This is a genomic window from Roseimicrobium sp. ORNL1, assembly GCF_011044495.1.
Taxonomy (GTDB): domain Bacteria; phylum Verrucomicrobiota; class Verrucomicrobiia; order Verrucomicrobiales; family Verrucomicrobiaceae; genus Roseimicrobium.
The window spans coordinates 6,995,484-7,016,900 of sequence record NZ_CP049143.1; the positions used below are offsets into that span (position 1 = coordinate 6,995,484).

The following is a 21,417-nucleotide window of genomic DNA, read 5'->3' on the forward strand; positions in this document are numbered from 1 at the left end:
CTACTGCCATGCTCGCGAATTTCGCCTGCCCCTTCTGCCAGGCCATGTTGCAGATGGATGCTTCCCACGCTGGAGCCAAGGTACGCTGCCCCTCCTGCGGGCAAGCCTTCCAGCTGGGTGCGCTGCCGGAGCCAGAAATTCCCATGGCAACGCTGGTTCAGCCAAAGGCGGCACCGCCAGGGCCCTCGCGGCCCCAACAGCCTCAGCGCCCCACGGGACACCCACCGCAACAACCTCACGCACCCCACCCGCAAGCGCGCCAGCCGGGACCGCAGCGTCCCATGCAGCCGCAGTACCGGCGTCCCACGGCAGATGAAACCGCCCGGGAAGAAACAAGAGCGAAGCTCATGCTGGGCGGCATCGGAGTGGGCGCTCTTCTCATCATCGGCTTGGGCGTGCATTTCGGCATCAAGTACCTGGACCACGCCGAGGGTGAAGCCTCCGGCCTGAAAGAGCTGGCCCGCATGGATGCCGCCAGGGAGAAAGAAGCCATCCGCGAGGAACTTGCGGCACAGGAAAAGGTGGAAAAGGCCAAAGCTGCGGAGCGCAAGGTGCTGCGCGACGAATTGAGCCGCACCATCTGCCGCGGCAATGACGCCGTGGCCGACGAACTCCTTGCCGCGATAGAAAAAGTCGTCGAAGAAGCGACCGACGCCTTCAACAACGGCCAGCTTCCTCCCGATCTGCCTCGCTTCATGGAGGACAGCCTCGTCAAGAAGATGACGGATAATCCGGTGCTGCGAAAATCGTTTCGCGCGAGTGAGTTGCACGCCATTGCCAAGGCATTCTTCGGCAGCATGGAGCGCATGCCTGCCAACAATGGCCAGGGGCAGGGCCAGACGCTCGGTCTGCTGGCAAACTACTCCTCCATGGGCAGCGGCTTCTTCATCTCCAGCGATGGCTGGCTGCTGACCAATCATCATGTGGTGCGTAATGTGACGGAAGTGGATATCCGCACCGCCTCTGGAGAAGTGCTCAAGGCGCAGGTGATGAAGACGGATCCCAAGGCAGATCTCGCCCTGTTGAAGACCTCCGGAGTGGCGCCGGAATGGCTGCCTCTGAGCGATGGACAGGCGACTCTAGGAGCGAGCGTGTTTACCGTGGGCTACCCGCGCCCGACCCTTCAGGGAGTGGAGCCCAAGTTTACCGATGGCACGGTGAGCAGCCTGAAAGGAGCGCGAGATGAAGCCTCGAACTACCAGATCTCCGTGCCCCTGCAGCCCGGCAACTCCGGTGGAGCACTCGTGCATTTGCAAAGCGGCTGGGTGATCGGCGTGGTGCGGGCGGCATTCGATCCCTCTGTGGCTCAAAACGTGAACTACGCAGTGAAAAGCACCGCGGCGCGTGCCTTGATCGAAGCAACCACCTCGGCAAAACCCCTGCTCAAGGTCCCGGTGCCACCCAACCCCACGGATGCCAGCGCCACCATCGAGAAGGTGAAATCCGCCACGGTGCTGGTGTTGATTCCGCGGTGATATGCCGCGCGGGAAAGAGGTTTTGCAAAGAACCGTAGGGACAATCGTCATGCCCCGTAGATCCGAAGCACCCCCTCCAAAACCATGAACGCAATTCGACTCCGTTTACAGCTACTGAGCCCCTTGCTTGCAACCAGCCTGCTCTTCGCCGCGCCATGGAGCCCTGCCTCAGCACAACCACCCTCTGCTGTGCAGACGGAACTGGAGAGACTGGAAAGGGAGAAGGAGGCGGCACTGCGTCCGGTGATTCAGGCCTCGCAGCAACGCCTGGCGCAGATGCAGGCAGAGTTCACCAAGGCCGGCCGTCTCGATGAGGCCGTCGCAGCGCGGGATGCCCTCGAGCAACTCAAGACTGGCAACGGAGAGGCAAACCGGCTGGCCGGCACCACCTGGTCACGCAAGCCGGACAACATACCGAACAAGGGCTACGTCAAACTTCTGGCATCGGGCCTGGCCAAGAGTGCCGATGGTGGCTGGGAGTCCGCTGGCCTAGTCACGCGATGGGAGCACGTGGGAGGCAGAGTTGTCCTTCTGACCATTGAGAAGGGACGTTCGGACCATCTGTGTGAAGTGTGGCTTTTCGATCCCCAGTGGAAATCCTACAAGGGCTTTGCCTTCGACGGCGTGAGGGTCGAAGGCTCAGAAGCGAAGGAAAAGTAAGGCAATAGCGTTGAACGGGGACCGAACAAGGTGCGCCTGACGGCGGCGGGCGGGAATTTAAACACACTTTAAACCCATTTTAATGACATTTTATTGTCAGTTTAATGACAATAAATTAGGCTCTTGGAATGGCATTTGAGCCCAACTACGGCATCACTGCCCCAGCTGCCTTGGCCCTGATGGCCATTGAGCGCTCACGCGCCGCGATCGAGCACTTGCCGATCCGTGCCGGGTTGATCACCTCCCTGCGCGAATCTGCACGCTTGCTGTCCACGCACTATTCGACCCAGATCGAGGGGAATCGCCTGACGCTACCGGAGGTGAAACAGGTCATCGCAGGACACGGTGGCTTCCCGGGACGAGAGCGGGATGAAAAGGAAGTGCTGAACTACTACAAGGCAGCAGACAAGGCTGAGGTCTTGGCTGCAATCAAACGCCCACTCAAAGAGGAGGACATCCAACTTCTACATGGTCTGACATTTGAAGGCAGGGCGAAACCCGCACCTTATCGCGACGGGCAGAATGTCATCCGAGATGGCCATGATGGGCACATTGTCTACATGCCTCCGGAGGCGAAGGAAGTTGGTCGCTTGATGAAGGACCTCGTGCAATGGATCAATCACACCATCGCAGAGAAGCGGGTTCCTGCTCCCGTGATTGCGGCTCTGGCGCACTACCAGTTCGCCACCATTCATCCGTACTATGATGGCAATGGACGCACTGCGCGCCTCCTTGCGATCTTGATCCTGCACCGCTGCGGCTATGGCCTAAAAGGCATTTTCTCGCTGGAGGAATACTACGCCAGGAATCTGGAAGCTTATTATGAAGCCCTGACGGTAGGACCCAGTCACAACTACCACCTTGGCCGAGCAGAGGCGGATGTGGGCCATTTCGTGCAGTACTTTTGTGAGGGCATGGCGGATGCTTTTGCGAAGGTTCAAGCCCGCACGGAGAACATGGAAGTTCCCGCCGGTGAAGGCCTGAGCGAGAAACTGCTGAGGGAACTGCGACCACTCCAAAGGACCGTACTGGGCTTATTTCAAAAGAGCCAGGTCGTTACTTCCAAGGAAATTGCGGCGTACCTTGGCATCCCTCCACGGCAAGCCACGATCCAATGTGCGACTTGGGTCATTGAGGGATTCTTGGTCATCGCGGACTCATCCAAGAAAGCGCGTACCTACTGTATCGCGAACAAATGGGAGCGTCTTATCGCCTGAACACACCTCACTCGGACTGCTCATATACCCGTTGATGATACTCCGGGTCTTTAATGTGGATGACTTTCAGTGCATGCGTCAATGCCACCCGGGCGGATTCACCATCCTTGATTCGGATTTCGCACGGCGTTGCTATCAAGATCGCTTCCTCATCTGGAATACCTGTACGGTTGGGGTGTACAACATAGTCGAATCGAGGGCGTCCGACCGTTTCCCATTCGACATGACTCCACGTGGCCGTTCGGAAACTGCCCCAGCCATTTTCGTTTTCTGAGCGCCTATAGAGCTGCTGAATGGATGTCAGGTTCTTTCGTTGCTCCGAAGGCCATTCGGCGAGCAATACCGCAAAATTCTTCATCGCAAGTTCGGCTGCTCCCCTTGGTGAAACAGGAGAAAGTCGTGAGCCACATCCTGGAGACACAATCACACCGACAATCACGACGATTGCGATAACAGCTGTGGCCACAGCTAGGGTGCATTTCGACATGCTCAGATCGTAGGCAACCCAGCATCGGCTGACAAGCAAGCAAGCCTTCTGTGCTCACCTCCCGGAATATGAACACAAAAAGAGGAGCCCCTCTCGGGACTCCTCTTTTGTGCGGCCGGTGTGACCCGGCCCTCGGTAATGTTCTTGTGGCTGTAGCCGAAGCTGAAGCTTAGCCCTGGCCCGGACGGTATTCTTCCGTCGCGAACTTGAACGCCTGCTCCAGGCCGACGAGGTCGGTGCTGGGGCGCAGGGATTCGAAGGCCTGGCTTTCCTTCTTGAGGGACTCTTCGTCGTAGTTGACCGCCTTGATGGAGAGACCGATGCGGCGCTCGACCTTGTCCACCTTGATGACGCGGGCTTCCACTTCGTCGCCGACGTTGAGCACGTCCTTGACCTTCGCCACGTGATCTTCGCTGAGCTGGCTGATGTGCACGAGGCCGTCGATGTCGTCCTCGAGTTCCACGAAGGCGCCGAAGCTGGCGATCTTCGCCACACGGCCCTTGACGAGGTCGCCCACCTTGAAGCGTTCGTCGATCTTGCTCCACGGATCGTCTTCGATCTGCTTGATGCCCAGGCTGATGCGCTGGTTCGTCTTGTCGATCTCGAGGATGGTGGCTTCCACTTCCTGGCCCTTCTTAAGCATTTCGGAAGGATGGTTGATCTTGCGGGTCCAGCTCAGGTCGGAGACGTGAACCATGCCGTCGATACCTTCTTCCAGTTCCACGAAGGCGCCGTAAGCGGTAAGGTTGCGAACCTTGCCCTTGATGCGGCTGCCGATGGGGAAGCGGTTGTCGATATCGTCCCAGGGATTGCTGTCGAGCTGACGCACGCCGAGGGAGATCTTGCGCTCTTCCTTGCTGATGCCGAGCACCACGGCGTCGACCACCTGGCCGACCGTGAGGACATCGGACGGACGCGCGATGCGCTTCGTCCAGGAGAGTTCGGACACGTGGATAAGACCTTCCACACCTTCTTCGATCTCCACGAACGCGCCGTAAGCGACGAGCTTGGTGACCTTGCCGTGCACGCGGGTGCCGACGGGGTAGCGGCCTTCGATGTTGTCCCAGGGGTTGGCCTGGAGCTGCTTCATGCCAAGGCTGACACGTTCCTTCTCGCGGTTTACTTCGAGGATCTGCACCTCGACCTTCTGGCCGATGGAGAGAAGCTCGGAAGGATGGTTCAGGCGGCCCCACGTCATGTCAGTGATGTGAAGCAGGCCGTCCATGCCATTGAGGTCGATGAACGCACCGAAGTCGGTGATGTTCTTGACCTGGCCTTCGACGCGGTCGCCGGGGCGGACGCTTTCGAGGAAGCGCTGGCGCTGTTCGGCGCGCTCGGCTTCGATGACTTCGCGGCGGCTGAGGACGATGTTCTTGCGCTCGTCGTTGACCTTGACGATCTTGAACTCGTACACCTTGCCGACGTACTCGTTGAGGTCCTTCGGCGGGATGATGTCGATCTGGGAGCCGGGAAGGAAGGCTTCCACGCCCACGTTGACCATAAGACCGCCCTTGACGACGGACTTCACCTTGCCCTTGACGAGACCGCCATCGAGGAAGACGCGATAAATCTTGTCCCAGTTCTGCTTGTGGGCGGCCTTTTCCTTCGAGAGGACAACCATGCCCTCATCGTTTTCGAGGCGCTCGAGGAGCACTTCCACTTCATCACCGACGTGGATATCCTCGTCTTCGAATTCGTTGGAAGGGATGGCTCCCTCAGACTTGTAGCCGATGTCCACGAGGACGATTTGCGGCTTGATTTCAAGGATCCTGCCTTTGACAATGGATCCTTCGTGCAGGGGGCGGAATGATCCAGCGATCATTTCCGCGAGCGTGGCGCTCATTAGTATGTGCTTGGGTTTGTGTAGTTTAGCGACTCAATGTCACCCGTGGGTAACACGCCTGTCCTGCCTTGAGCCCGCTTCAGGCATGAGGTTAAAGGCCGGACGGAAGAAGCGGGCAGGCACTCTCAGGTTGCCTGGGGGGAAAGGCAAGGGATTTCCACCCTGAAAATGCAGGGTCGCACATGGCTCCCGCCCCAGCACGCGGACCGAAAGGTCACTTCTTGAGCATGCGACCGAAGAGCCTGCCGAAAAGGCCATTGCTCTTGGGGGAGTCATCCTGCTTCCCTTCCTCGTCGCCACCATTCAAGCCGACGATGGGGATACGGTCGGTGGTGCCACGGGCCTTATGAGCAAGGTCCGCATTGCTCAGGTGCGCCACGATTTCGGGCTTGGCCTTCCACACCGGTTCCCAGCCTAACATGGCTGGCTGCCAGATGAGGGTCTCTCCACCTACAGCGTCGTTCATGGCCAACTCCGCCAAACGCTTGTCGTCCACGGGTCCGTGGGCGCGTCCTTCAATGGAGTAATACCAATTCATCTCGCGTGGTTGAGTACTATTGTTTCAAACCCGAAATTTCGGGTGTTCCCGGCCAAGTTTCAAGTCCGCAATGACGTATTTGGTCGCGATTCTGCTGCGGAACGCCCTCCGTGGCAGTGCCTTAGTCTGTCGGACTGCCCGGATCTGAATTCTTCTGCCCAGCCTGCCGCCTCCCTTTCCTCATGCTTGAGCGCCCCACCCGCGTCCGCCACTCCGTGCTTTTCGCCACGACGCTGACGGCGTTCTTGATGTATCTGGACCGGGCCTGTCTGGCATGGATGCTGGACTCGAGTTCCTTCAAACAAGACCTCCATCTTACACCAGGTCAGAACGACCTCATCAAAAGCGCCTTCTTCTGGGCCTATGCCCTGGCCCAAGTGCCCGCAGGCTGGCTGGCGGAGCGGTTTGGCAAGCGGATGCTCATGACCATCCTCATCGTCACCTGGAGTGTCTTCACCGCGCTCACAGGTTTTGCGAATGGCATCTGGATGTTGCTGCTCGCGCGCATCGGGTGTGGGTTGGCGGAGGCCGGGGCGTATCCCATCAGCGGCAGCCTGCTGAGCCGGTGGGCTCACCTGAATTGGCGCGGGTTTTCCAGTGGCATCGTCTCCATGGGGGGAAGGCTCGGACTCGCGCTCGCCCCCCTCATCACGGTGAACATCATCGTAGCCACAGGGAACTGGCGCTGGGCAGGCTGGACTTACGGCCTGGTGGGACTTGGCGTGGCGTGGTTGTTCTGGTGGACGTTCCGCGAAACACCGGCGGCCCACCCTCGCAGCAACGACGCTGAGCGCCGTCTGCTGAACGAAGGCCGGGAGTCCCTGGATGAAGTTTCGTCTGCAGCCTCTCCGCGAAGACCCTTCCCCTGGAGAGCGGTGCTCACGGACCGGAGTCTCTGGCTGATGTGTGCCTACCAGATGCTCACGAATTTTGGCTGGGCGTTCGTCATCAATTCGATGTCCACCTACCTGCGCACGGTGCGCAAGCTGGACGATAAGATGAACGGAAACATCTCCACGCTCACCCTTTTCATCGGCATCTTTGGCCTGTTGTTGGGCGGCCTTCTCACAGACTGGCTCACGCGCCGCTTCGGCCTGCGTCTCGGGCGCTTGATTCCCCTTTCCGTCACGCGCTTCGTCTCCGCTGCCATGTGCATCGCCTGCATCTGGGTGCAGAATCCGTGGCTGCTCGCGGTGTGTCTCGGACTCATGGTCTTCTCCACGGACTCGGGGCTTCCCGCCGTGTGGGCATGGGCACAAGATGTAGGCGGGCGGAATGTGGCGCCCATCTTCGGCTGGGCGAATATGTGGGGGAATTTCGGCGCTGCTCTCCAGGCAAACCTCGCCGGCTGGCTGCTGGCCACCTTCGACAAGAATGGCGACCAGAACGAGCTTTTCATCGCCTGCGCCATTGCCTTCACCCTCGCGGGATGCCTCTCCTTCGGAATCAACGCCTCGAAGAAGGTGGAGGGGGCGTAACTTCAGCCGCCACCCAAGGGAATGGGCAAACCGCGAGGTGGCGCGTCCCGGCGCAAAACCTCATTCTTATTGCCCGCGGCCCCATACGGGGGTATAAGCTCCACCCCCCTGTACTGCCGTGCCCCCTTCCCGTCGTCCCTCCTTCCGCCCACGTTCCGCACCTCCCGGCAGTGAATCGTGGCAAACGCCGTGGGTGCAGATCAAGTACTTCACGTTTCACCCGAACGTGTTCCCCAACATGATCGCCGACGCCTCGGAGGATGCGAAAAAGGGCGATGTGGTGGCGGTGTACGATCGCGAAGGCAATCTTTTTGGGCACGCCTTCTTCAACAAGGATGCGAAGGTGCCGCTGCGCATCTTCCAACACAGCAGCGAACCGCTGCCTGCGGATCATTTTGAGAACGCCATCCGCCAGGCCGTGAGCCTGCGTCTGGATTCGTTGCGCCTCCCGGAACAGACAGATGCCTTCCGCGTCATCAACTCGGATGGCGATGGCATCCCCGGCCTGATGGTGGACAAGTTCGGCGACGTGCTGGCCGTGGAAATCAGCACCCTCGCCGCGCAGCAGCGCCTGGATGAGTGGGTGCCGCTTTTGCACTCGCTCCTCGGAACCAGGGAAGTCGTTTATCATTTCGATGCCAGCGCGGCCCGCGCCGAGATGCTCTCCCCGCACTTCGTGACGGAAGAGCTCGAAGGCAAAAGTGCCAAGGTCGATGCCACGCGCATCACGGAGAATGGCATTCGTTTTCATGTAAACTTCGAAAGCGGGCACAAGACCGGCTTCTTCTGCGATCAGCGCGACAACCGTGCGCAGCTCGCGAACTGGGTGAAGGGTGCGCGGGTGCTGGATGTGTGCTGCTATACTGGTGGCTTTGCGGTGTCCGCAAAGAAGCAGGGAGCTGCCGAAGTCACGGCTGTGGACCTCGACGAAAACGCCATCGCGGTGGCGAAGAAAAACGCGAACCTCAATCAGGAGCGCGTCTCCTTTGTGCATGCCGATGCCTTCTCCTGGATGCGGCAGATGCAGAAGAACGGTGACACCTGGGATGCCGTGGTGCTGGACCCGCCCAAGCTCGTCTTCTCACGCGAGAATTTTGAGGAGGGCAAGGCCAAGTACCATGACTTGAACAAGCTGGCCATCAGCCTGGTGAAGCGTGGTGGACTTTTCCTCACCTGCTCCTGCTCAGGGCTCATGCCGGTGGAGATGTTCGAGGAAATCGTGGTTGGCGTGGCGCATCGCAGCGGAAGGAAGCTGCAGATTCTCGATCGTCGTGGGGCAGGTGCGGACCATCCTATCATGTCGAACTGCCCCGAGAGCCGCTATCTGAAGACGCTCTGGGCGCGGGTGTGGTGAGTGTTGCAACACGAAACGCTCTCGCCACGCGACATCTCCTTCCGCCTCCGCCCGCTATCTACGGACGCGCAGGAGCGCATCCCTACCGTCCATTTTGTGTGAAGGGCGCTACCGTCTGAGCCCATGGCGACCTCAGGGGCTTGAGGTCGTGTTCGTTCTGAAGGTGGACATATTTCCTTGCGCCAGCGCGTGCCTCCTATTCTAGGATGAGGTTCGATTGATCGTCGTCAGTCATGTCCTCTTCCCCACCCCAGAAGCCTCTACAGCCCGGTCTGTTTGATCCACAGGATGGGAATGCAGTGGCTGAACGCGACGATGGCAAGCCACACATCGCGCGTGTGCTGGTGGAGGAGACCGCGCTGGAACTCGACTACGTGATCCCGGACGAGCTGGCGCACCGCGTGCATCTCGGGTCGCGCGTGCATGTGCCGCTGCAAGGCAGGCGGGCCATCGCGGTGGTGGTGCAGTTGTTGCACGACTCGCCGCATGCGGCCCGGTTGCGTCCGATTGCGGACACCATCAGCACGAAGGCGATGTTCCCCGAGAACCTGCTGAAGCTCGCGAAGTGGTTGAGCGCTTATTACCTTTGTCCGTTGCGTCAGGTGCTGCGAACCATGCTACCCGAGGCAGTGCGTTCGCGTCCGGAGAGCTTCCTTTCAGACAGCCACATCTCACTCGTGAAGATGCCGGGCGCGGATGAACTGGAGAAGCTGCGCAAGGCTGCGCCCATCCAGGTACGCATCCTGGAAGCGATCCAGGCGAATGGCGGTGAGTCCACCCTGAGCATGCTGCGCAAGGAACTGCCACGAGCCACGCAGGTGATTCATGTGCTGGTGAAGAAGGGACTCGTCACGCGCAGTGAAGTACGCGTAGAGCGTGACCCGTTTCAGGAGGAGGAGTTCATGCCCTCCGAGCCTCTGACGCTCACAGAAGAGCAGAGCGCGGTGTATGCGCACGTCCTCAAGGCATTGGAAAAACCTGCGGACAGCCCGCCCATGCTGCTCTTTGGCGTGACGGGCAGTGGCAAGACAGAGATTTATCTCCAAGCCATCGGGCGGGTGTTGGAGAAGAACAAAACAGCGCTCGTGCTGGTGCCGGAAATCAGTCTCACGCCGCAGACCATCGAGCGTTTCAAATCACGCTTCTCCGAGCGGAAGCAACGCATCGCCGTGCTGCACAGCCACCTCTCCGAAGGCGAGCGGCATGATGAATGGTTCAAGATTCACGAGGAGCGCGCGGATATCGTCATCGGCGCGCGCAGCGCCATCTTCGCGCCGCTGGAGAATGTCGGGCTCATCATCGTGGATGAGGAGCATGAGCCCAGCTACAAGCAGGATGAAAATCCACGCTATCACGCGCGCGATCTCGCCGTGGTGCGGGGCAAGCTCGAGGGCTGTCCGGTGATTCTCGGCAGCGCGACCCCAAGCCTGGAGTCCTTCGAGAACGCGAAGAATGGCAAGTACGAACTGCTGCGCATGAACAAGCGCACGGACGGCAAGTCACTGCCGCTCATTCGCATCGTGGACATGCGCCTGGAGAAACGCCGCACGAAGGATGGCTTCAGCATCCTGAGCGAAAAGTTGCGTCTCGCGGTGCAGGCGCGATTGGAACGCGGAGAGCAGACCATTCTCTTCCTCAATCGCCGCGGCTTCAATACGGCACTCACCTGCATGAAGTGCGGCGTGACCTGCACGTGTCCGGATTGCTCCATGGCCATGACGTTTCACAAGAGCGACACGAAGCTCATCTGTCACGTGTGCGGCATGCGCAAGCTGCCGCCGCGCAAGTGCGAGGCATGCGGCGACCCTTCCCTCACCTTCGCCGGCTTCGGCACGGAGCGCGCGGAGGAGACCATCCGCAAAGTCTTCCCGCAGGCGCGCCTCGCCCGTGTGGATACGGACACCATGCAGCGGAAGAACCAGCTCCGCGATACGCTGCGTCTCTTCCGCAGCCAGAAGCTGGATATCCTCATCGGCACGCAGATGATCGCCAAGGGACTCGACTTTCCCAACGTGACGCTCGTGGGCGTGCTCAACGCGGACCTCGCGCTGAACCTTCCCGACTACCGTGCTGCCGAGCGCACCTTCCAGCTTCTCACGCAGGTAGCGGGACGTGCGGGACGTGGCGAGCGACAAGGTGAGGTTTTCATCCAGACCTACACGCCGCACAGCCCGGCCATTCAGTTCTCAAGACACACGGACTTCGATGGCTTCGCGGAGCAGGAACTGGAACAGCGCAAGCAGTGGCACTATCCACCGTATCTGCACACCGTCCTGATTGGCGCACGAGGCAAGGAAGCGGCGCATGCGGAGTTCAGCCTGCAGACACTCGCTTCACGTTTGCAGAAGGAAGCTCCAGCGGACCTCGTCATGGGCGAACCGTGTCCTTCACCACTAGCCAAGGCCCACGGGCAGTTCCGTTTCCAGCTCCTGCTTCGCGTGGAGAAGATCCGTCCTCTCGTTGCTCACCTGCAAAAGGTGCTCGCCGGCATGACCTTCCCCGAAGGTGTGATCGTCACATGGGACGTGGATGCGATGTCGCTGATGTAGCGTGGTGGATCAGGGGCGAGGCAGCGTCTTTTTAATGGCCGCAAAAGAACGCAAAGAACACAAAAGTTACTGAGGGGAAGCGAGAGTGCGCGGCACAGCGTCTAGACAGCAAGGAACACTGCATCAGAATGCAGCCCTCGCATCTTGAAACCTTTTGTGCTCTTTGCGTTCTTTTGCGGCTATTCGCTTCCTTCTACGAAGCCTTCCGTGCTTTCGCTGCCTTGGGATCGACAGCTTTCGCAGTGACCACACCGGCGACGGGCACGGGCTTGGTGTCGGTCTTCGATTGGGACATGTCTTCTTCGGACACACCGAGCAGGTCGGCGGCGTCCTCGGAATTTTGGCCGCTGGCGCGCAGGGCGGCTTTCTTGAGCTCGCGCTCCACCCAGGACATGAGCTCGAAGCCGGGCAGTTGTTGGGCGCCGTGGATGAGCGTCTGCAGGGCGTCCTGCATGCGGGTCAGCGTGTGGATCGGAGTGACCACGCGCTGGGTGTTGCTGCCGAGCGGGATGTCCGCGGGGAGCAGCACGTCGGCATTGCTCAGGGCGCAGGCGCGCTGGAGGGTGTTCTCCAGTTCACGCACGTTGCCGGGCCAGTCGTAGGCCTCAAGCAGGCCGAGAGCGTCTTCTGAGAAGCGCATCTGCGGAGTGCGCTTGCGCGCGGCCATGCGCTGCAGGAAGAACTCGGCCAGGATGCGCACATCTTCACGACGCTCACGAAGCGGCGGGATGTGGATGCGCACCACGTTCAGGCGGTAGAAAAGGTCTTCACGGAATTTCCCCTCGGTCACTTCCTTTTCGAGGTCCTTATTCGTGGCGGCGAGCACACGGACATCCGTCTTCAGGGTGGTGTTGCCACCCACGCGGCTGAGTTCACCTTCCTGCAGCACGCGGAGCAGCTTGCTCTGCACGGTCAGGGGCATGTCGCCTATTTCATCCAGAAAGAGGGTGCCACCATCGCACTGCTCGAAGCGACCCATGCGCTGGGCGACCGCTCCGGTGAACGCGCCTTTCTCATGACCGAAGAGTTCGCTCTCCAGGAGGTTGTCCGGGATGGCCGTCACGTTGATGGCCACGAACTCCTTCTGGGTGCGCGGGCTGAACTTGTGAATGGCGCGGGCGACAAGTTCCTTACCGCAACCGCTCTCACCAGTGATCATCACCGCGGCATCGCTGCGGGAGACACGGCCGATGAGCTTGAAGACCTCCTGCATGGCGCCGCTGCGGCCAATGATGGTCTCCTGGATGCTCTCGGAAGAGACGGGGTTCGCGCTGGCCAGCGTGGTGCGGCGGGCTTCCACGGTCCGGAGGGCGCTCTCCACGATGGAGCGGAGGTCGTAGGGCATCTGTTCCTTCCGCAGGAAATCATAGGCGCCGAGACGCATGGACTCGATCACCGCGCTGGTGCCGGCGAGACCACTAAATAAAAGGACCATGGCATTCGGGTCCTGCTGGCGGAGGCGCTTGAGCAGCTCGATGCCGCTCATCTGGGGCAGGCGGGCCTCCGTCAGGACGAGGTCGGCGCGCTGCTTCATATAGGCCGCCAGGGCGTCTTCGGCGCGCTCAAACGTCTCAATAATGACATCCGGAGCCTTCAGGTGGGTGGCGGCCCAACCTGAAAAATCCGTCTCCGAATCCACGATGATGATTCTCGTGGATGCGGCGCTGGGGTCTTTTTGCTGCATGGGACGGGAACTGTTTCACATATTCCCCCCGGATGCAAAGGACAAGCTGACCCATAAAGCTCCATATTGCGCACAAGAATAGGAGACGCCTATGACGGCCATAGCCATGCAATAAGCCCGGCGCCTAATATAGAGACGCCGAACACCACGGCCACCCACCCTGCCAGCGCACGGCTGCCGACGGTGACGACCATGATCCCCTTGAACACCAAGTTCGCCACGCCGCCCGTGAGGATGACACGCCAGGCGGTGCCGGGGTCGAGGTTGCTGCTGTTCACCAGGTTGGCCGTCGAGAGGGTGATGGCATCCATGTCCGTGAGGCCCGAGATGGCGGCCACGGTGTAAAGTCCTCCCTGCCCGAAGTTGTGCCGGGCCACTGCCACCCCCAGCAGCACCAAGGCATACAGGAGACCAAACATCACCGCGCCTTTCATTTCGGAAGGAGGCTCACTCTGAGGCGGTTTCGCCATTTCTTTCCGGGCCAGGAACCAGCAGATGACACTCACCACGGCCATCCACGCCATCATGGTAAGGAAGGGGTAAATCATGGACTGCCCGGCCTTGGGAGCCACCATCAAGATTTCTACCACGACGCGGCCGAAGACCACGGTCGAGGCAATCATGATGACGACGGCGAGCAGCGCGGGGCTGACCTTGGTATCCTTGCTCTGGCGGGAAAGGCTGGCGGTGGTGGCGGTGCTGGAAATCAAGCCTCCCAGCAGGCCGGAAGCGAGCAGACCTTTGTTGGGCCCGATGACCTTGCCGATCAGGTAGGCCGCCAGGCTGATGCCCACGATGAGCACCACCATGAGCCAGATTTTGAAGGGGTTAAAGACGCCGTAGTACCCGTAGTCCTCGTTCGGCAGCACGGGCAGAATGACCAGCCCGATGAGCACCAGCCGGGCGATGGCCTTGAGTTCCTTCTCCCCAATCTTCCGCACCACGCCGTGCATGAACTCCTTGCTCTGGAGCAGCACCATCACCACACCGGCGACGACGGTGGCGGCCACGGCGTGACCGAGCATGGGCATCATGCCGGTGAAGAACATCACCAGCATGGCGAACTCGGTCGTTAGCCCCATGTCTGCCCCACTCGCCCCCTTCTTCAGGGCCGGGAGATTGCCGATGAGGATCAGCATGGCGAGACACAGCAGGGCGGCGGCGATGACCCACCCACCATAGGTACTGGCCACGAGGGCCGCGAGCGCTCCGGAAAGCGTGACGAGGGCAAAGGTGCGGATGCCTGCCACCTGGTCCTTCACCCACTCGCGCTCCAGACCCACGAGCAATCCCAGCCCGAGGGCCGTGCCCAGCGCCCCGAAGAGTTCGGTGGCGGGCATTTCGGCGGCGGCAGTCATCGTTTACAATAAAATAGGGAATCTGGGCGGCGTGTGGCAATCTTTCGTTCAGGTCTTGCACCGCCCCCCCATTTCGAGTAAGTCAGGCACCCCACATGAAAGCCCTCCTCGCACTGGAAGACGGACGTTACTTTGAAGGTATCGCCTTTGGCGCGACCGCCACGCGCACTGGAGAGATTTGCTTCAACACCTCAATGACTGGCTATCAGGAAGTCCTGACAGATCCGTCCTATCGCGGTCAGATTGTGGCGATGACCTACCCGCTCATCGGGAACTATGGCATCAACCCGCTCGACCTCGAGAGCAATGCTCCGCATGTGCGCGGCTTCGTGGTGGAGGAACTCTGCGAAGTGCCCAGCAACTGGCGCAGCACGCAGTCGCTCGATGGCTGGCTGAAGGAGTGGGACATTCCCGGCATCCAGGGAATCGACACCCGTGCGCTGACCAAGCACCTTCGCACCCGCGGTGCCATGCGCTCGGTCATCACCAGCCAGGCCTCCAGCGTGGAGGAAGCCGTCGAACTAGCCCGCGCCAGCGCGCCGATGACGGGCAGCGATTTCGTGAAGGAGGTCACCACGGTGGATCCCTACCTCTGGGATGACGACAGCAGCCGCCGCTGGGACATTCCGAACCCGAGCCAGGGCTCGTCGGGTGGGGCGGAGGGCGTCTTCCATCAACTCCCCGAGGCGAAGCATCGCATCGTGGCCTACGATTTCGGCATCAAGCGGAACATCCTGCGCCGCCTGCGCCAGGAGGGCTTCGCCGTGGAGGTGGTGCCCAGCACCACGAGCGCGGAAGAAGTGCTGAAGCGCAAGCCCGATGGCGTCTTCCTCAGCAATGGTCCCGGGGATCCGGCCGCGCTAGGATACATCCATGAGCAGGTACGCAAGCTCACGCCGCACCAACCGATTTTTGCCATCTGCCTGGGTCACCAGCTTTTGGGCCACGCCTTTGGCGGCACCACTTATAAGCTCAAGTTTGGCCATCGTGGCGGCAACCAGCCGGTGAAGGATCTGCGCAGCGGCAAGGTGTCCATCACCAGCCAGAACCATGGCTTCGCCGTGGATGCCGACACGCTTCCCTCCAATGTGGAAGTGACCCACATCAACCTGAACGACAACACGGTCGAGGGCCTGCGTCACAAGGAATACCCGGTGTTCAGCGTGCAGTACCATCCCGAAGCTGCTCCGGGACCGAATGATGCGAGCTACTTCTTCCGTGAGTTCGCGCAGTTGATTGACGAGCAGAAGAAGTGAGTAGTCTGGCTGACGCTCGCGAAAGCGGGTACGGTTGGGCGAAACGCAAAGCAGCGAAGCAGCAAAGGGTTCCTACCATGCCTGACTCAGATTCCATGCCTGTTGGCGACGATAACGCTTTGGAGTTGCAGCTCTTCCGTGAGCTGAACCGGCTTGGCGCCCGATACATTGTGGTCGGCAGTCATGCCATGAGGCATCATGGTGCGGATGTGCCGCCCCAAGAAGTGGCGCTTCTGATCGACGGTGACCTGGAACACCAGCGTGTGGTCTTGCAGGCGCTGGATACCATGCCGGAGAAGGCAGCGCAGGAACTCCAAGGTGTTGATCTGCGTGAGTACACCGAAGTGCACGTGGCAGACAGGGTGCTTGTGAAACTGGCGACCAACTTGTGTGGCATCACCTATGCGGATGCTGCTGCGGAGATAGAATGGGAAGAAGTGGACGGCGTTCGCATTCCCTATGCCTCGCTGGTCATGCTCTGGAAGACCAAACAGAACCACCTCGAAGAAGATGAAACGGATCGCATCTTTCTTCGGGAGAAATTGAAGGGCATTCTTCCTGAGGAGGAGTTGCATTCCTCACCGGTCACAGAAGGAACCTCCGAGGGATTTCTTGGGCAGATCTGGCGGAAGATTTTCTAGGCGCACGCCTGCTCTTCGACAATTCGCGTGCCAGTTTCGCTGCCCTGTGCCACTAATGGGCCCATGGCAATCGTCGTGCAAAAATATGGCGGCAGCAGCGTGGCGGATGCGGACAAGATCCGCGCTGTGGCGAAGCGGGTGATGGAGACCCAGAAGGCAGGGCATCAGGTGGCCGTGGTGGTTTCTGCCATGGGCGATACCACGGATGACCTGCTCACCCTCGCGAAGAAGGTGTCCACGAATCCGGAACGCCGTGAGCTGGACATGCTGCTCTCCGTGGGGGAACGCATTTCCATGGCGCTGCTGTCCATGGCGATTCGCGAATTGGGCGGAGATGCCATCAGCTTCACCGGCAGCCAGGCGGGCATCGTGACGAATGACCGCCACATCGATGCGCGCATCATCGAGGTGCGCCCCTTCCGCGTGCAGGATGAGCTTTCGCGCGGGAAGATAGTGATCATCGCAGGGTATCAGGGTGTATCCTACCGCAAGGAGATCACCACGCTGGGACGCGGTGGCAGTGACACCACGGCTGTGGCCATGGCGGCGGCATTGGATGCCGAGTGGTGTGAGATTTGTTCGGATGTGGACGGCGTGTACTCCGCGGATCCACGCGTAGTCCCTGCGGCAAAGCGCATCCCCACCATGGCCTATGAGGAGATGCAGGAGATGGCCGAGGCCGGCGCGAAGGTGCTGAATGCGCAAGCCGTGGAATTCGCCAAAGAGCGCGGCATCGCCATCTACGCGCGCGCCACGAAGCAAGCGCCTCCCGGCGCGGAAGAGCCCACCGACAGCACGGTGGTACGGAAGTTTGGTCCCAACGTGCCGGGACGTGTGGTGGGCGTGGCTAGTGAGAAGGATCTCTTCTTGCTGGATGCTGCGAGTGGCGCAGATGCCGTTCTGGAGTTGCTGGATGAGCTGTCGGTGGTCGGCAAGCAACTGCACGTGGCCACCTCGGGCGATGGCGCGAACAGCCTTGCCATGGTCATCTCCCGGGAGAATCTGCACGATGAAGCACGGCTGCGCGCGAAACTGCAGGAGAAGTTTGGCGATACGGTGAAGCTGGAGGATGGAATCGGCGCGGTGAGCGTGGTCGGCACCGGCATCACCACGAACTACAAGAACCTCCGCGCCGGCTCTGCTGCCTTGGCCACGCATGGCGTGCTCGGGATTTCCACCTCACGTTTCCGCATCACCTGGCTGGTGCCACTGGCGGGTGTGGATGATGCGGTGCGGAGATTGCATGCAACGTTCCTGGAGGCAGAGGGGGAGGTGGTGCCGTAGACGTGCGTCCTCGGACTCCAGTGTATGCAAATCCAAAGTTGAAATGAGCGTTCCAGCCACGTGATCCATGAATCCAGAGTTGCCCATCACCTCAATCTCGGATGCGAAGGAATATTTCCAACTCAAGGGGTGTCAACACATGCACATGCAGCGAGATTTTCCTGCACGGTATGAGGAGTACCGCGCAATGGGAATTGGGAAGGAGCAGGAAACCGCATGGGCATTTGAGGCAGCCACCGAAGGCCTTGCGCATTTGGAGAGCGATGGGGTGGACCGCGATGAAGCCTGGTGGCGGCATTCCCATGTCGAGGATTTGATCGTGCAGCGACGCTTCCATGGTCTTCTTGGACGCCTCCTTAATGCCACAGCGGTGATCCAACCGCTGCTTTCGCAAAGGGATCGACTGCTGGTTGCGGAGACCATTGTGGGCAGGGTGGATCCAAAGTGGCGAAGAGGGCTGATCTTTCCAAGCCACGATTTCGGCGAGCACGAAGTCGCGAGGGAATTCGCCCAACAAGCCCGGAATCTGGTGGCGGAGGCGTTTGAGGATCCAAAAATGGAAACTCGCCGAACTGCCTTATTGGAGAAATGGAGAGACGTGACGGTGCAGTGTGGGATCCGGAACATTTGAAAAGTCGTGCGATCTGGCTGGAATTTTCTGCGTTTCTCGTCGCAGAATGACCCCCATGAAACTACGTTTCCTCGTCTCCACGCTGCTGCTTTTGCCCGTGTTTCTGAAAGCAGCCGACAAGAAACCCAACGTCCTCTTCATCGCCGTGGACGACTTGAAGCCGACCATCGGCAGCTTCGGGGACTCGCATGCGAAGACGCCGAACATCGACCGTATCGCGGCGAAGGGCACGGTGTTCACGCGCGCGTACTGCATGCAGGCGGTGTGTTCGCCGTCGCGCAATGGGGTGCTCACCGGACTGCGGCCCGAGGTGCTGCAGATCTATGATCTGGGTACGAACTTCCGGAAGCGTGCCCCGGAGGTGGTGACGCTGCCGCAGCACTTCAAGCAGCAAGGCTGGCAGAGCCACGGCGTGGGCAAGATCTTCCACGTGGGTCATGGGAACAATGAAGACGCCGCTTCGTGGAGCGTGCCACACTTCCAGGCAAAGAGCATTGGCTACGCGCTGGAGGAGAACAAAAAGTCGCTCACGCGCGAGGAAGCGCTCTTCGACAACAAGGCGGCGGGCAAGCTGCCCAAGGGCGCGGCGTATGAGTCCGCGGATGTGCCGGATGATGCCTATGGCGATGGCAAGATCGCGCTGGAAGCAGTGAACCGACTGCGTGGCTTCAAGGAGAGCGGGGAGCCCTTTTTCCTTGCGGTGGGTTTTGTGAAGCCCCACCTGCCTTTCTGCGCGCCGAAGAAGTACTGGGACATGTATGATCCGGCCACGCTGCCACAACCTGACCGCGCCACACCGCCGGACGGTGCACCGTCCTACGCACCCACCTCATGGGGTGAGTTGCGCCAGTACCTAGGCATTCCGGAAAAAGGTGCACTGCCTACGGACCTCACGCGCACCCTGATTCACGGCTACTATGCGGCCACGAGCTACATGGATGCGCAGCTGGGCCTCGTGCTGGATGAGTTGGAGAAGCTCGGCCTGGCAGAGAATACGGTCATCGTGCTCTGGGGCGATCACGGCTGGCATCTGGGCGACCACGGCATGTGGTGCAAACATTCCGACTATGAGCAGGCTACGAATGCCCCACTCTTGTTCTCCGCACCCGGGAAAAAGGGTGGCCAGAAGTCGAGCGCGGTGGTGGAGTTCAATGATATCTATCCCACGCTTTGCGATCTCGCTGGCATCGCCAAGCCTTCGCACCTGCAGGGCACGAGTCTGGTGCCGCTACTCGATGATCCCAAGGGCAGTGTGAAGCCCGCTGCTTTCCAGGTGTATCCGCGCAGCACCCCTGAGACCGGGCCACTGCTGGGTCAAGCGATGCGGACGGAACGCTGGCGTTATGTTGAGTGGCAAAAGGCGGATAAGACCGTCGCGGATCGCGAGCTATATGACATGCAAAGCGATCCCGGCGAGACGGAGAACCTCGCGAATAAATCGGAGCATGCCGCCACCGTGGCCGAGCTTTCCGCGATGATGGCGAAGCGTCTGAGTGAAGCACCTCCTTTGGGACTGAAACTGCTGGATCGCAGCAAGCCCCAGTCGAATACGACACCTGCCAATGCGAAGAAACCCAAGCAGGATCGCAACGCGATGTTCAACAAGCGCGATAAGGACCAGGACGGCAAGCTGACGAAGGAGGAGTTCCTCAAGGATCAGCCGGATCCTGAGGAAGCACCGAAGCGTTTTCCAAAGTTCGACAAGAACAGCGATGGTTTCCTGAGCCGCGAGGAGTTTGTGGGGAAGTAAAACAGAGGAACTCACCCAGCACGTCGCCACAGGCCCAAGGATCGGGAACGCCTCGTTCCCGTCAGCGGGCACCACGCCTGGTGGTCATGCAACCCGAATCCCCTCAGTGAGCTTGTACGGGTACCCAGGTGGCGCCAAACCATGAACCTTGTCACCCAGGGGAACGAGGCGTTCCCCCTCCTTGGGCCTATGCGATGTACGCGCGCATAGATGCCCTCTGGGGCATGAGACAGGTTGGGCATCCAGTATCATGCGGACGCTCGGTTTCCCGACCGGTCTACGTCCCCTTCGCCGTAAGCTGCTTCACCAGGAAGTCCCACGTGTTGGCATATTCTTCCGTGGGATGGTCCAGGTATTTCACATAACACTTCACGCCTTTCTCCTGGGCCAGCTTTTGGAAGCCAAGGCCCCACATCGGTGCATGCACCTTGTAGTTGGACTCGGTCACATCCTTGGGCTGGGTGAGGCCCCATTCGTTTTCGAAATAGATGGGGGCCACGCCGGGATGCAGCAGATAGTCGGGTGACCATTCCTTTATCACGGGGAGCAGTTCATCCCGACGCACGAGGGATTCCTCGAACTTGCAGCCCAGTGCCGGTGCGCCCCACTGCACACCCGCCACCCACTCCTGCATGCGTTTGGGATCGATGCTCGGCTGGCTGCGGAAGGCGGCAATGGCAACCACGCGTGTGGAGTGTTTCTCAACAGGGTCCGTGGCGTCAGGCTTGGCCCGGTCGGCAGAACAGCCCACGTAGAGTGCGGGGAGGCTGCCTTGTGAACCGCCACCTACCGCAATACGCTCGGGATCGAGCCCCCAGGCGGCGGCCTTTGACCGCACAAACTGCACCGCCCGGCACGCGTCGTCCATCACATACGAGATGGGAGGGAATACGCCGTCCTGGGTGGCTTCACCCATGGTGCGTGTTTGCACTCCGATGACAGCGCAGCCAGCCTTGAAGAAGGGAGTGCAGTCTGGCACATTTTTGGCAGGCTTCCAGATGCCTCCGAACCAGATCAACACCGGGCAGGTACCACGTGGCTCGCGTGGCAGGTAGACATCCAGCAACTGAAGCGGACTCGGGCCGTACGACACGTCTGCATGGGAAGGAAGCGGCTTACCGGGAGGTGCGGCCTGCAGAGAGTCCTTGGGAATCTGAATAAGGAATACGCTGCACAGGAAAGCGGCGGCCATCCATGTGCGTGAATGATTCA

The 21,417-nt window shown here is 60.2% G+C and carries 17 protein-coding genes; 11 read left to right on the top strand and 6 right to left on the bottom strand.

Annotated features, from left to right (window positions below; all coding sequences use genetic code 11):
* Positions 1–281 precede the first annotated feature (281 nt).
* The 3 genes from G5S37_RS28130 (at position 282) to G5S37_RS28140 (ending at position 3,352) form a co-directional block, all read left to right on the top strand.
* The gene (locus G5S37_RS28130) at positions 282–1,475 is read left to right on the top strand and encodes a serine protease (RefSeq protein ID WP_206026185.1); all 1,194 of its coding nucleotides are present in this window, start codon (positions 282–284) and stop codon (positions 1,473–1,475) included.
* 123 nt (positions 1,476–1,598) lie between these two features.
* Positions 1,599–2,135: a hypothetical protein gene (locus G5S37_RS28135; protein WP_206026186.1), complete on the top strand. Its 537-nt coding sequence runs from the start codon at positions 1,599–1,601 to the stop codon at positions 2,133–2,135.
* A gap of 128 nt (positions 2,136–2,263) precedes the next feature.
* Positions 2,264–3,352 carry a Fic family protein gene (locus G5S37_RS28140; protein WP_165208990.1) on the top strand — a complete coding sequence of 363 codons (1,089 nt, stop codon included), beginning with the start codon at positions 2,264–2,266 and terminating at the stop codon, positions 3,350–3,352.
* A 7-nt stretch (positions 3,353–3,359) separates the two neighbouring features.
* Here the strand turns inward: G5S37_RS28140 and G5S37_RS28145 are convergent, their stop codons facing one another.
* From G5S37_RS28145 to G5S37_RS28155, 3 genes are all read right to left on the bottom strand, one after another.
* On the bottom strand, positions 3,360–3,839 hold the full coding sequence (locus tag G5S37_RS28145; RefSeq protein WP_165208993.1) for a hypothetical protein: 480 nt from the start codon (positions 3,837–3,839) through the stop codon (positions 3,360–3,362).
* 169 nt (positions 3,840–4,008) lie between these two features.
* Positions 4,009–5,682 (bottom strand): 30S ribosomal protein S1, encoded by a 1,674-nt coding sequence (rpsA, locus tag G5S37_RS28150; RefSeq protein WP_165208995.1) that lies wholly within the window; start codon positions 5,680–5,682, stop codon positions 4,009–4,011.
* 214 nt (positions 5,683–5,896) lie between these two features.
* The gene (locus G5S37_RS28155) at positions 5,897–6,220 is read right to left on the bottom strand and encodes a DUF4339 domain-containing protein (protein WP_165208998.1); all 324 of its coding nucleotides are present in this window, start codon (positions 6,218–6,220) and stop codon (positions 5,897–5,899) included.
* A 182-nt stretch (positions 6,221–6,402) separates the two neighbouring features.
* Between G5S37_RS28155 and G5S37_RS28160 the strand changes: the two genes are divergently transcribed.
* From G5S37_RS28160 to priA, 3 genes are all read left to right on the top strand, one after another.
* Entirely contained in the window at positions 6,403–7,698 is a 1,296-nt protein-coding gene (locus G5S37_RS28160) for an MFS transporter (protein WP_165209001.1), read from the top strand.
* 118 nt (positions 7,699–7,816) lie between these two features.
* Entirely contained in the window at positions 7,817–9,052 is a 1,236-nt protein-coding gene (locus G5S37_RS28165; protein ID WP_165209004.1) for a class I SAM-dependent rRNA methyltransferase, read from the top strand.
* Positions 9,053–9,285: 233 nt separating this feature from the next.
* A complete protein-coding gene (gene priA, locus G5S37_RS28170; RefSeq protein WP_165209007.1) occupies positions 9,286–11,601 on the top strand; it encodes a primosomal protein N' in 2,316 nt (771 codons plus the stop codon).
* A gap of 193 nt (positions 11,602–11,794) precedes the next feature.
* Here the strand turns inward: priA and G5S37_RS28175 are convergent, their stop codons facing one another.
* Both G5S37_RS28175 and G5S37_RS28180 read right to left on the bottom strand, forming a co-directional pair.
* The gene (locus tag G5S37_RS28175) at positions 11,795–13,285 is read right to left on the bottom strand and encodes a sigma-54 dependent transcriptional regulator (RefSeq protein ID WP_165209010.1); all 1,491 of its coding nucleotides are present in this window, start codon (positions 13,283–13,285) and stop codon (positions 11,795–11,797) included.
* 89 nt (positions 13,286–13,374) lie between these two features.
* On the bottom strand, positions 13,375–14,643 hold the full coding sequence (locus G5S37_RS28180; protein WP_165209012.1) for an MgtC/SapB family protein: 1,269 nt from the start codon (positions 14,641–14,643) through the stop codon (positions 13,375–13,377).
* 95 nt (positions 14,644–14,738) lie between these two features.
* On the opposite strand from G5S37_RS28180, the gene carA reads away from it, so the two are divergent.
* From carA to G5S37_RS28205, 5 genes are all read left to right on the top strand, one after another.
* Complete coding sequence (carA, locus tag G5S37_RS28185) at positions 14,739–15,899, top strand: glutamine-hydrolyzing carbamoyl-phosphate synthase small subunit (protein ID WP_165209015.1); 1,161 nt, start codon at positions 14,739–14,741, stop codon at positions 15,897–15,899.
* A 77-nt stretch (positions 15,900–15,976) separates the two neighbouring features.
* A complete protein-coding gene (locus G5S37_RS28190; RefSeq protein ID WP_165209017.1) occupies positions 15,977–16,540 on the top strand; it encodes a hypothetical protein in 564 nt (187 codons plus the stop codon).
* A 63-nt stretch (positions 16,541–16,603) separates the two neighbouring features.
* Positions 16,604–17,824, top strand: a complete 1,221-nt coding sequence (locus tag G5S37_RS28195; protein WP_165209020.1) for an aspartate kinase — start codon at positions 16,604–16,606, stop codon at positions 17,822–17,824.
* Positions 17,825–17,891: 67 nt separating this feature from the next.
* Positions 17,892–18,455 (top strand): hypothetical protein, encoded by a 564-nt coding sequence (locus G5S37_RS28200; protein WP_165209023.1) that lies wholly within the window; start codon positions 17,892–17,894, stop codon positions 18,453–18,455.
* A 55-nt stretch (positions 18,456–18,510) separates the two neighbouring features.
* Positions 18,511–20,205 carry a sulfatase-like hydrolase/transferase gene (locus tag G5S37_RS28205; protein WP_165209026.1) on the top strand — a complete coding sequence of 565 codons (1,695 nt, stop codon included), beginning with the start codon at positions 18,511–18,513 and terminating at the stop codon, positions 20,203–20,205.
* Positions 20,206–20,482: 277 nt separating this feature from the next.
* Here G5S37_RS28205 and G5S37_RS28210 read toward each other — a convergent pair whose 3' ends face one another.
* Positions 20,483–21,397 (bottom strand): hypothetical protein, encoded by a 915-nt coding sequence (locus G5S37_RS28210; protein WP_165209029.1) that lies wholly within the window; start codon positions 21,395–21,397, stop codon positions 20,483–20,485.
* Positions 21,398–21,417 lie beyond the last annotated feature (20 nt).

Bases quoted from the DNA above. Each gene is read 5' to 3' on its own strand.
- carA (WP_165209015.1), top strand. From the start codon at position 14,739: ATGAAAGCCCTCCTCGCACTGGAAGACGGACGTTACTTTGAAGGTATC.
- G5S37_RS28145 (WP_165208993.1), bottom strand. From the start codon at position 3,839: ATGTCGAAATGCACCCTAGCTGTGGCCACAGCTGTTATCGCAATCGTC.
- G5S37_RS28205 (WP_165209026.1), top strand. From the start codon at position 18,511: ATGAAACTACGTTTCCTCGTCTCCACGCTGCTGCTTTTGCCCGTGTTT.
- G5S37_RS28140 (WP_165208990.1), top strand. From the start codon at position 2,264: ATGGCATTTGAGCCCAACTACGGCATCACTGCCCCAGCTGCCTTGGCC.
- G5S37_RS28175 (WP_165209010.1), bottom strand. From the start codon at position 13,285: ATGCAGCAAAAAGACCCCAGCGCCGCATCCACGAGAATCATCATCGTG.
- G5S37_RS28210 (WP_165209029.1), bottom strand. From the start codon at position 21,397: ATGGCCGCCGCTTTCCTGTGCAGCGTATTCCTTATTCAGATTCCCAAG.
- rpsA (WP_165208995.1), bottom strand. From the start codon at position 5,682: ATGAGCGCCACGCTCGCGGAAATGATCGCTGGATCATTCCGCCCCCTG.
- G5S37_RS28180 (WP_165209012.1), bottom strand. From the start codon at position 14,643: ATGACTGCCGCCGCCGAAATGCCCGCCACCGAACTCTTCGGGGCGCTG.
- G5S37_RS28195 (WP_165209020.1), top strand. From the start codon at position 16,604: ATGGCAATCGTCGTGCAAAAATATGGCGGCAGCAGCGTGGCGGATGCG.
- G5S37_RS28160 (WP_165209001.1), top strand. From the start codon at position 6,403: ATGCTTGAGCGCCCCACCCGCGTCCGCCACTCCGTGCTTTTCGCCACG.
- G5S37_RS28130 (WP_206026185.1), top strand. From the start codon at position 282: ATGCAGCCGCAGTACCGGCGTCCCACGGCAGATGAAACCGCCCGGGAA.
- G5S37_RS28200 (WP_165209023.1), top strand. From the start codon at position 17,892: ATGAATCCAGAGTTGCCCATCACCTCAATCTCGGATGCGAAGGAATAT.
- G5S37_RS28190 (WP_165209017.1), top strand. From the start codon at position 15,977: ATGCCTGACTCAGATTCCATGCCTGTTGGCGACGATAACGCTTTGGAG.
- G5S37_RS28155 (WP_165208998.1), bottom strand. From the start codon at position 6,220: ATGAATTGGTATTACTCCATTGAAGGACGCGCCCACGGACCCGTGGAC.
- priA (WP_165209007.1), top strand. From the start codon at position 9,286: ATGTCCTCTTCCCCACCCCAGAAGCCTCTACAGCCCGGTCTGTTTGAT.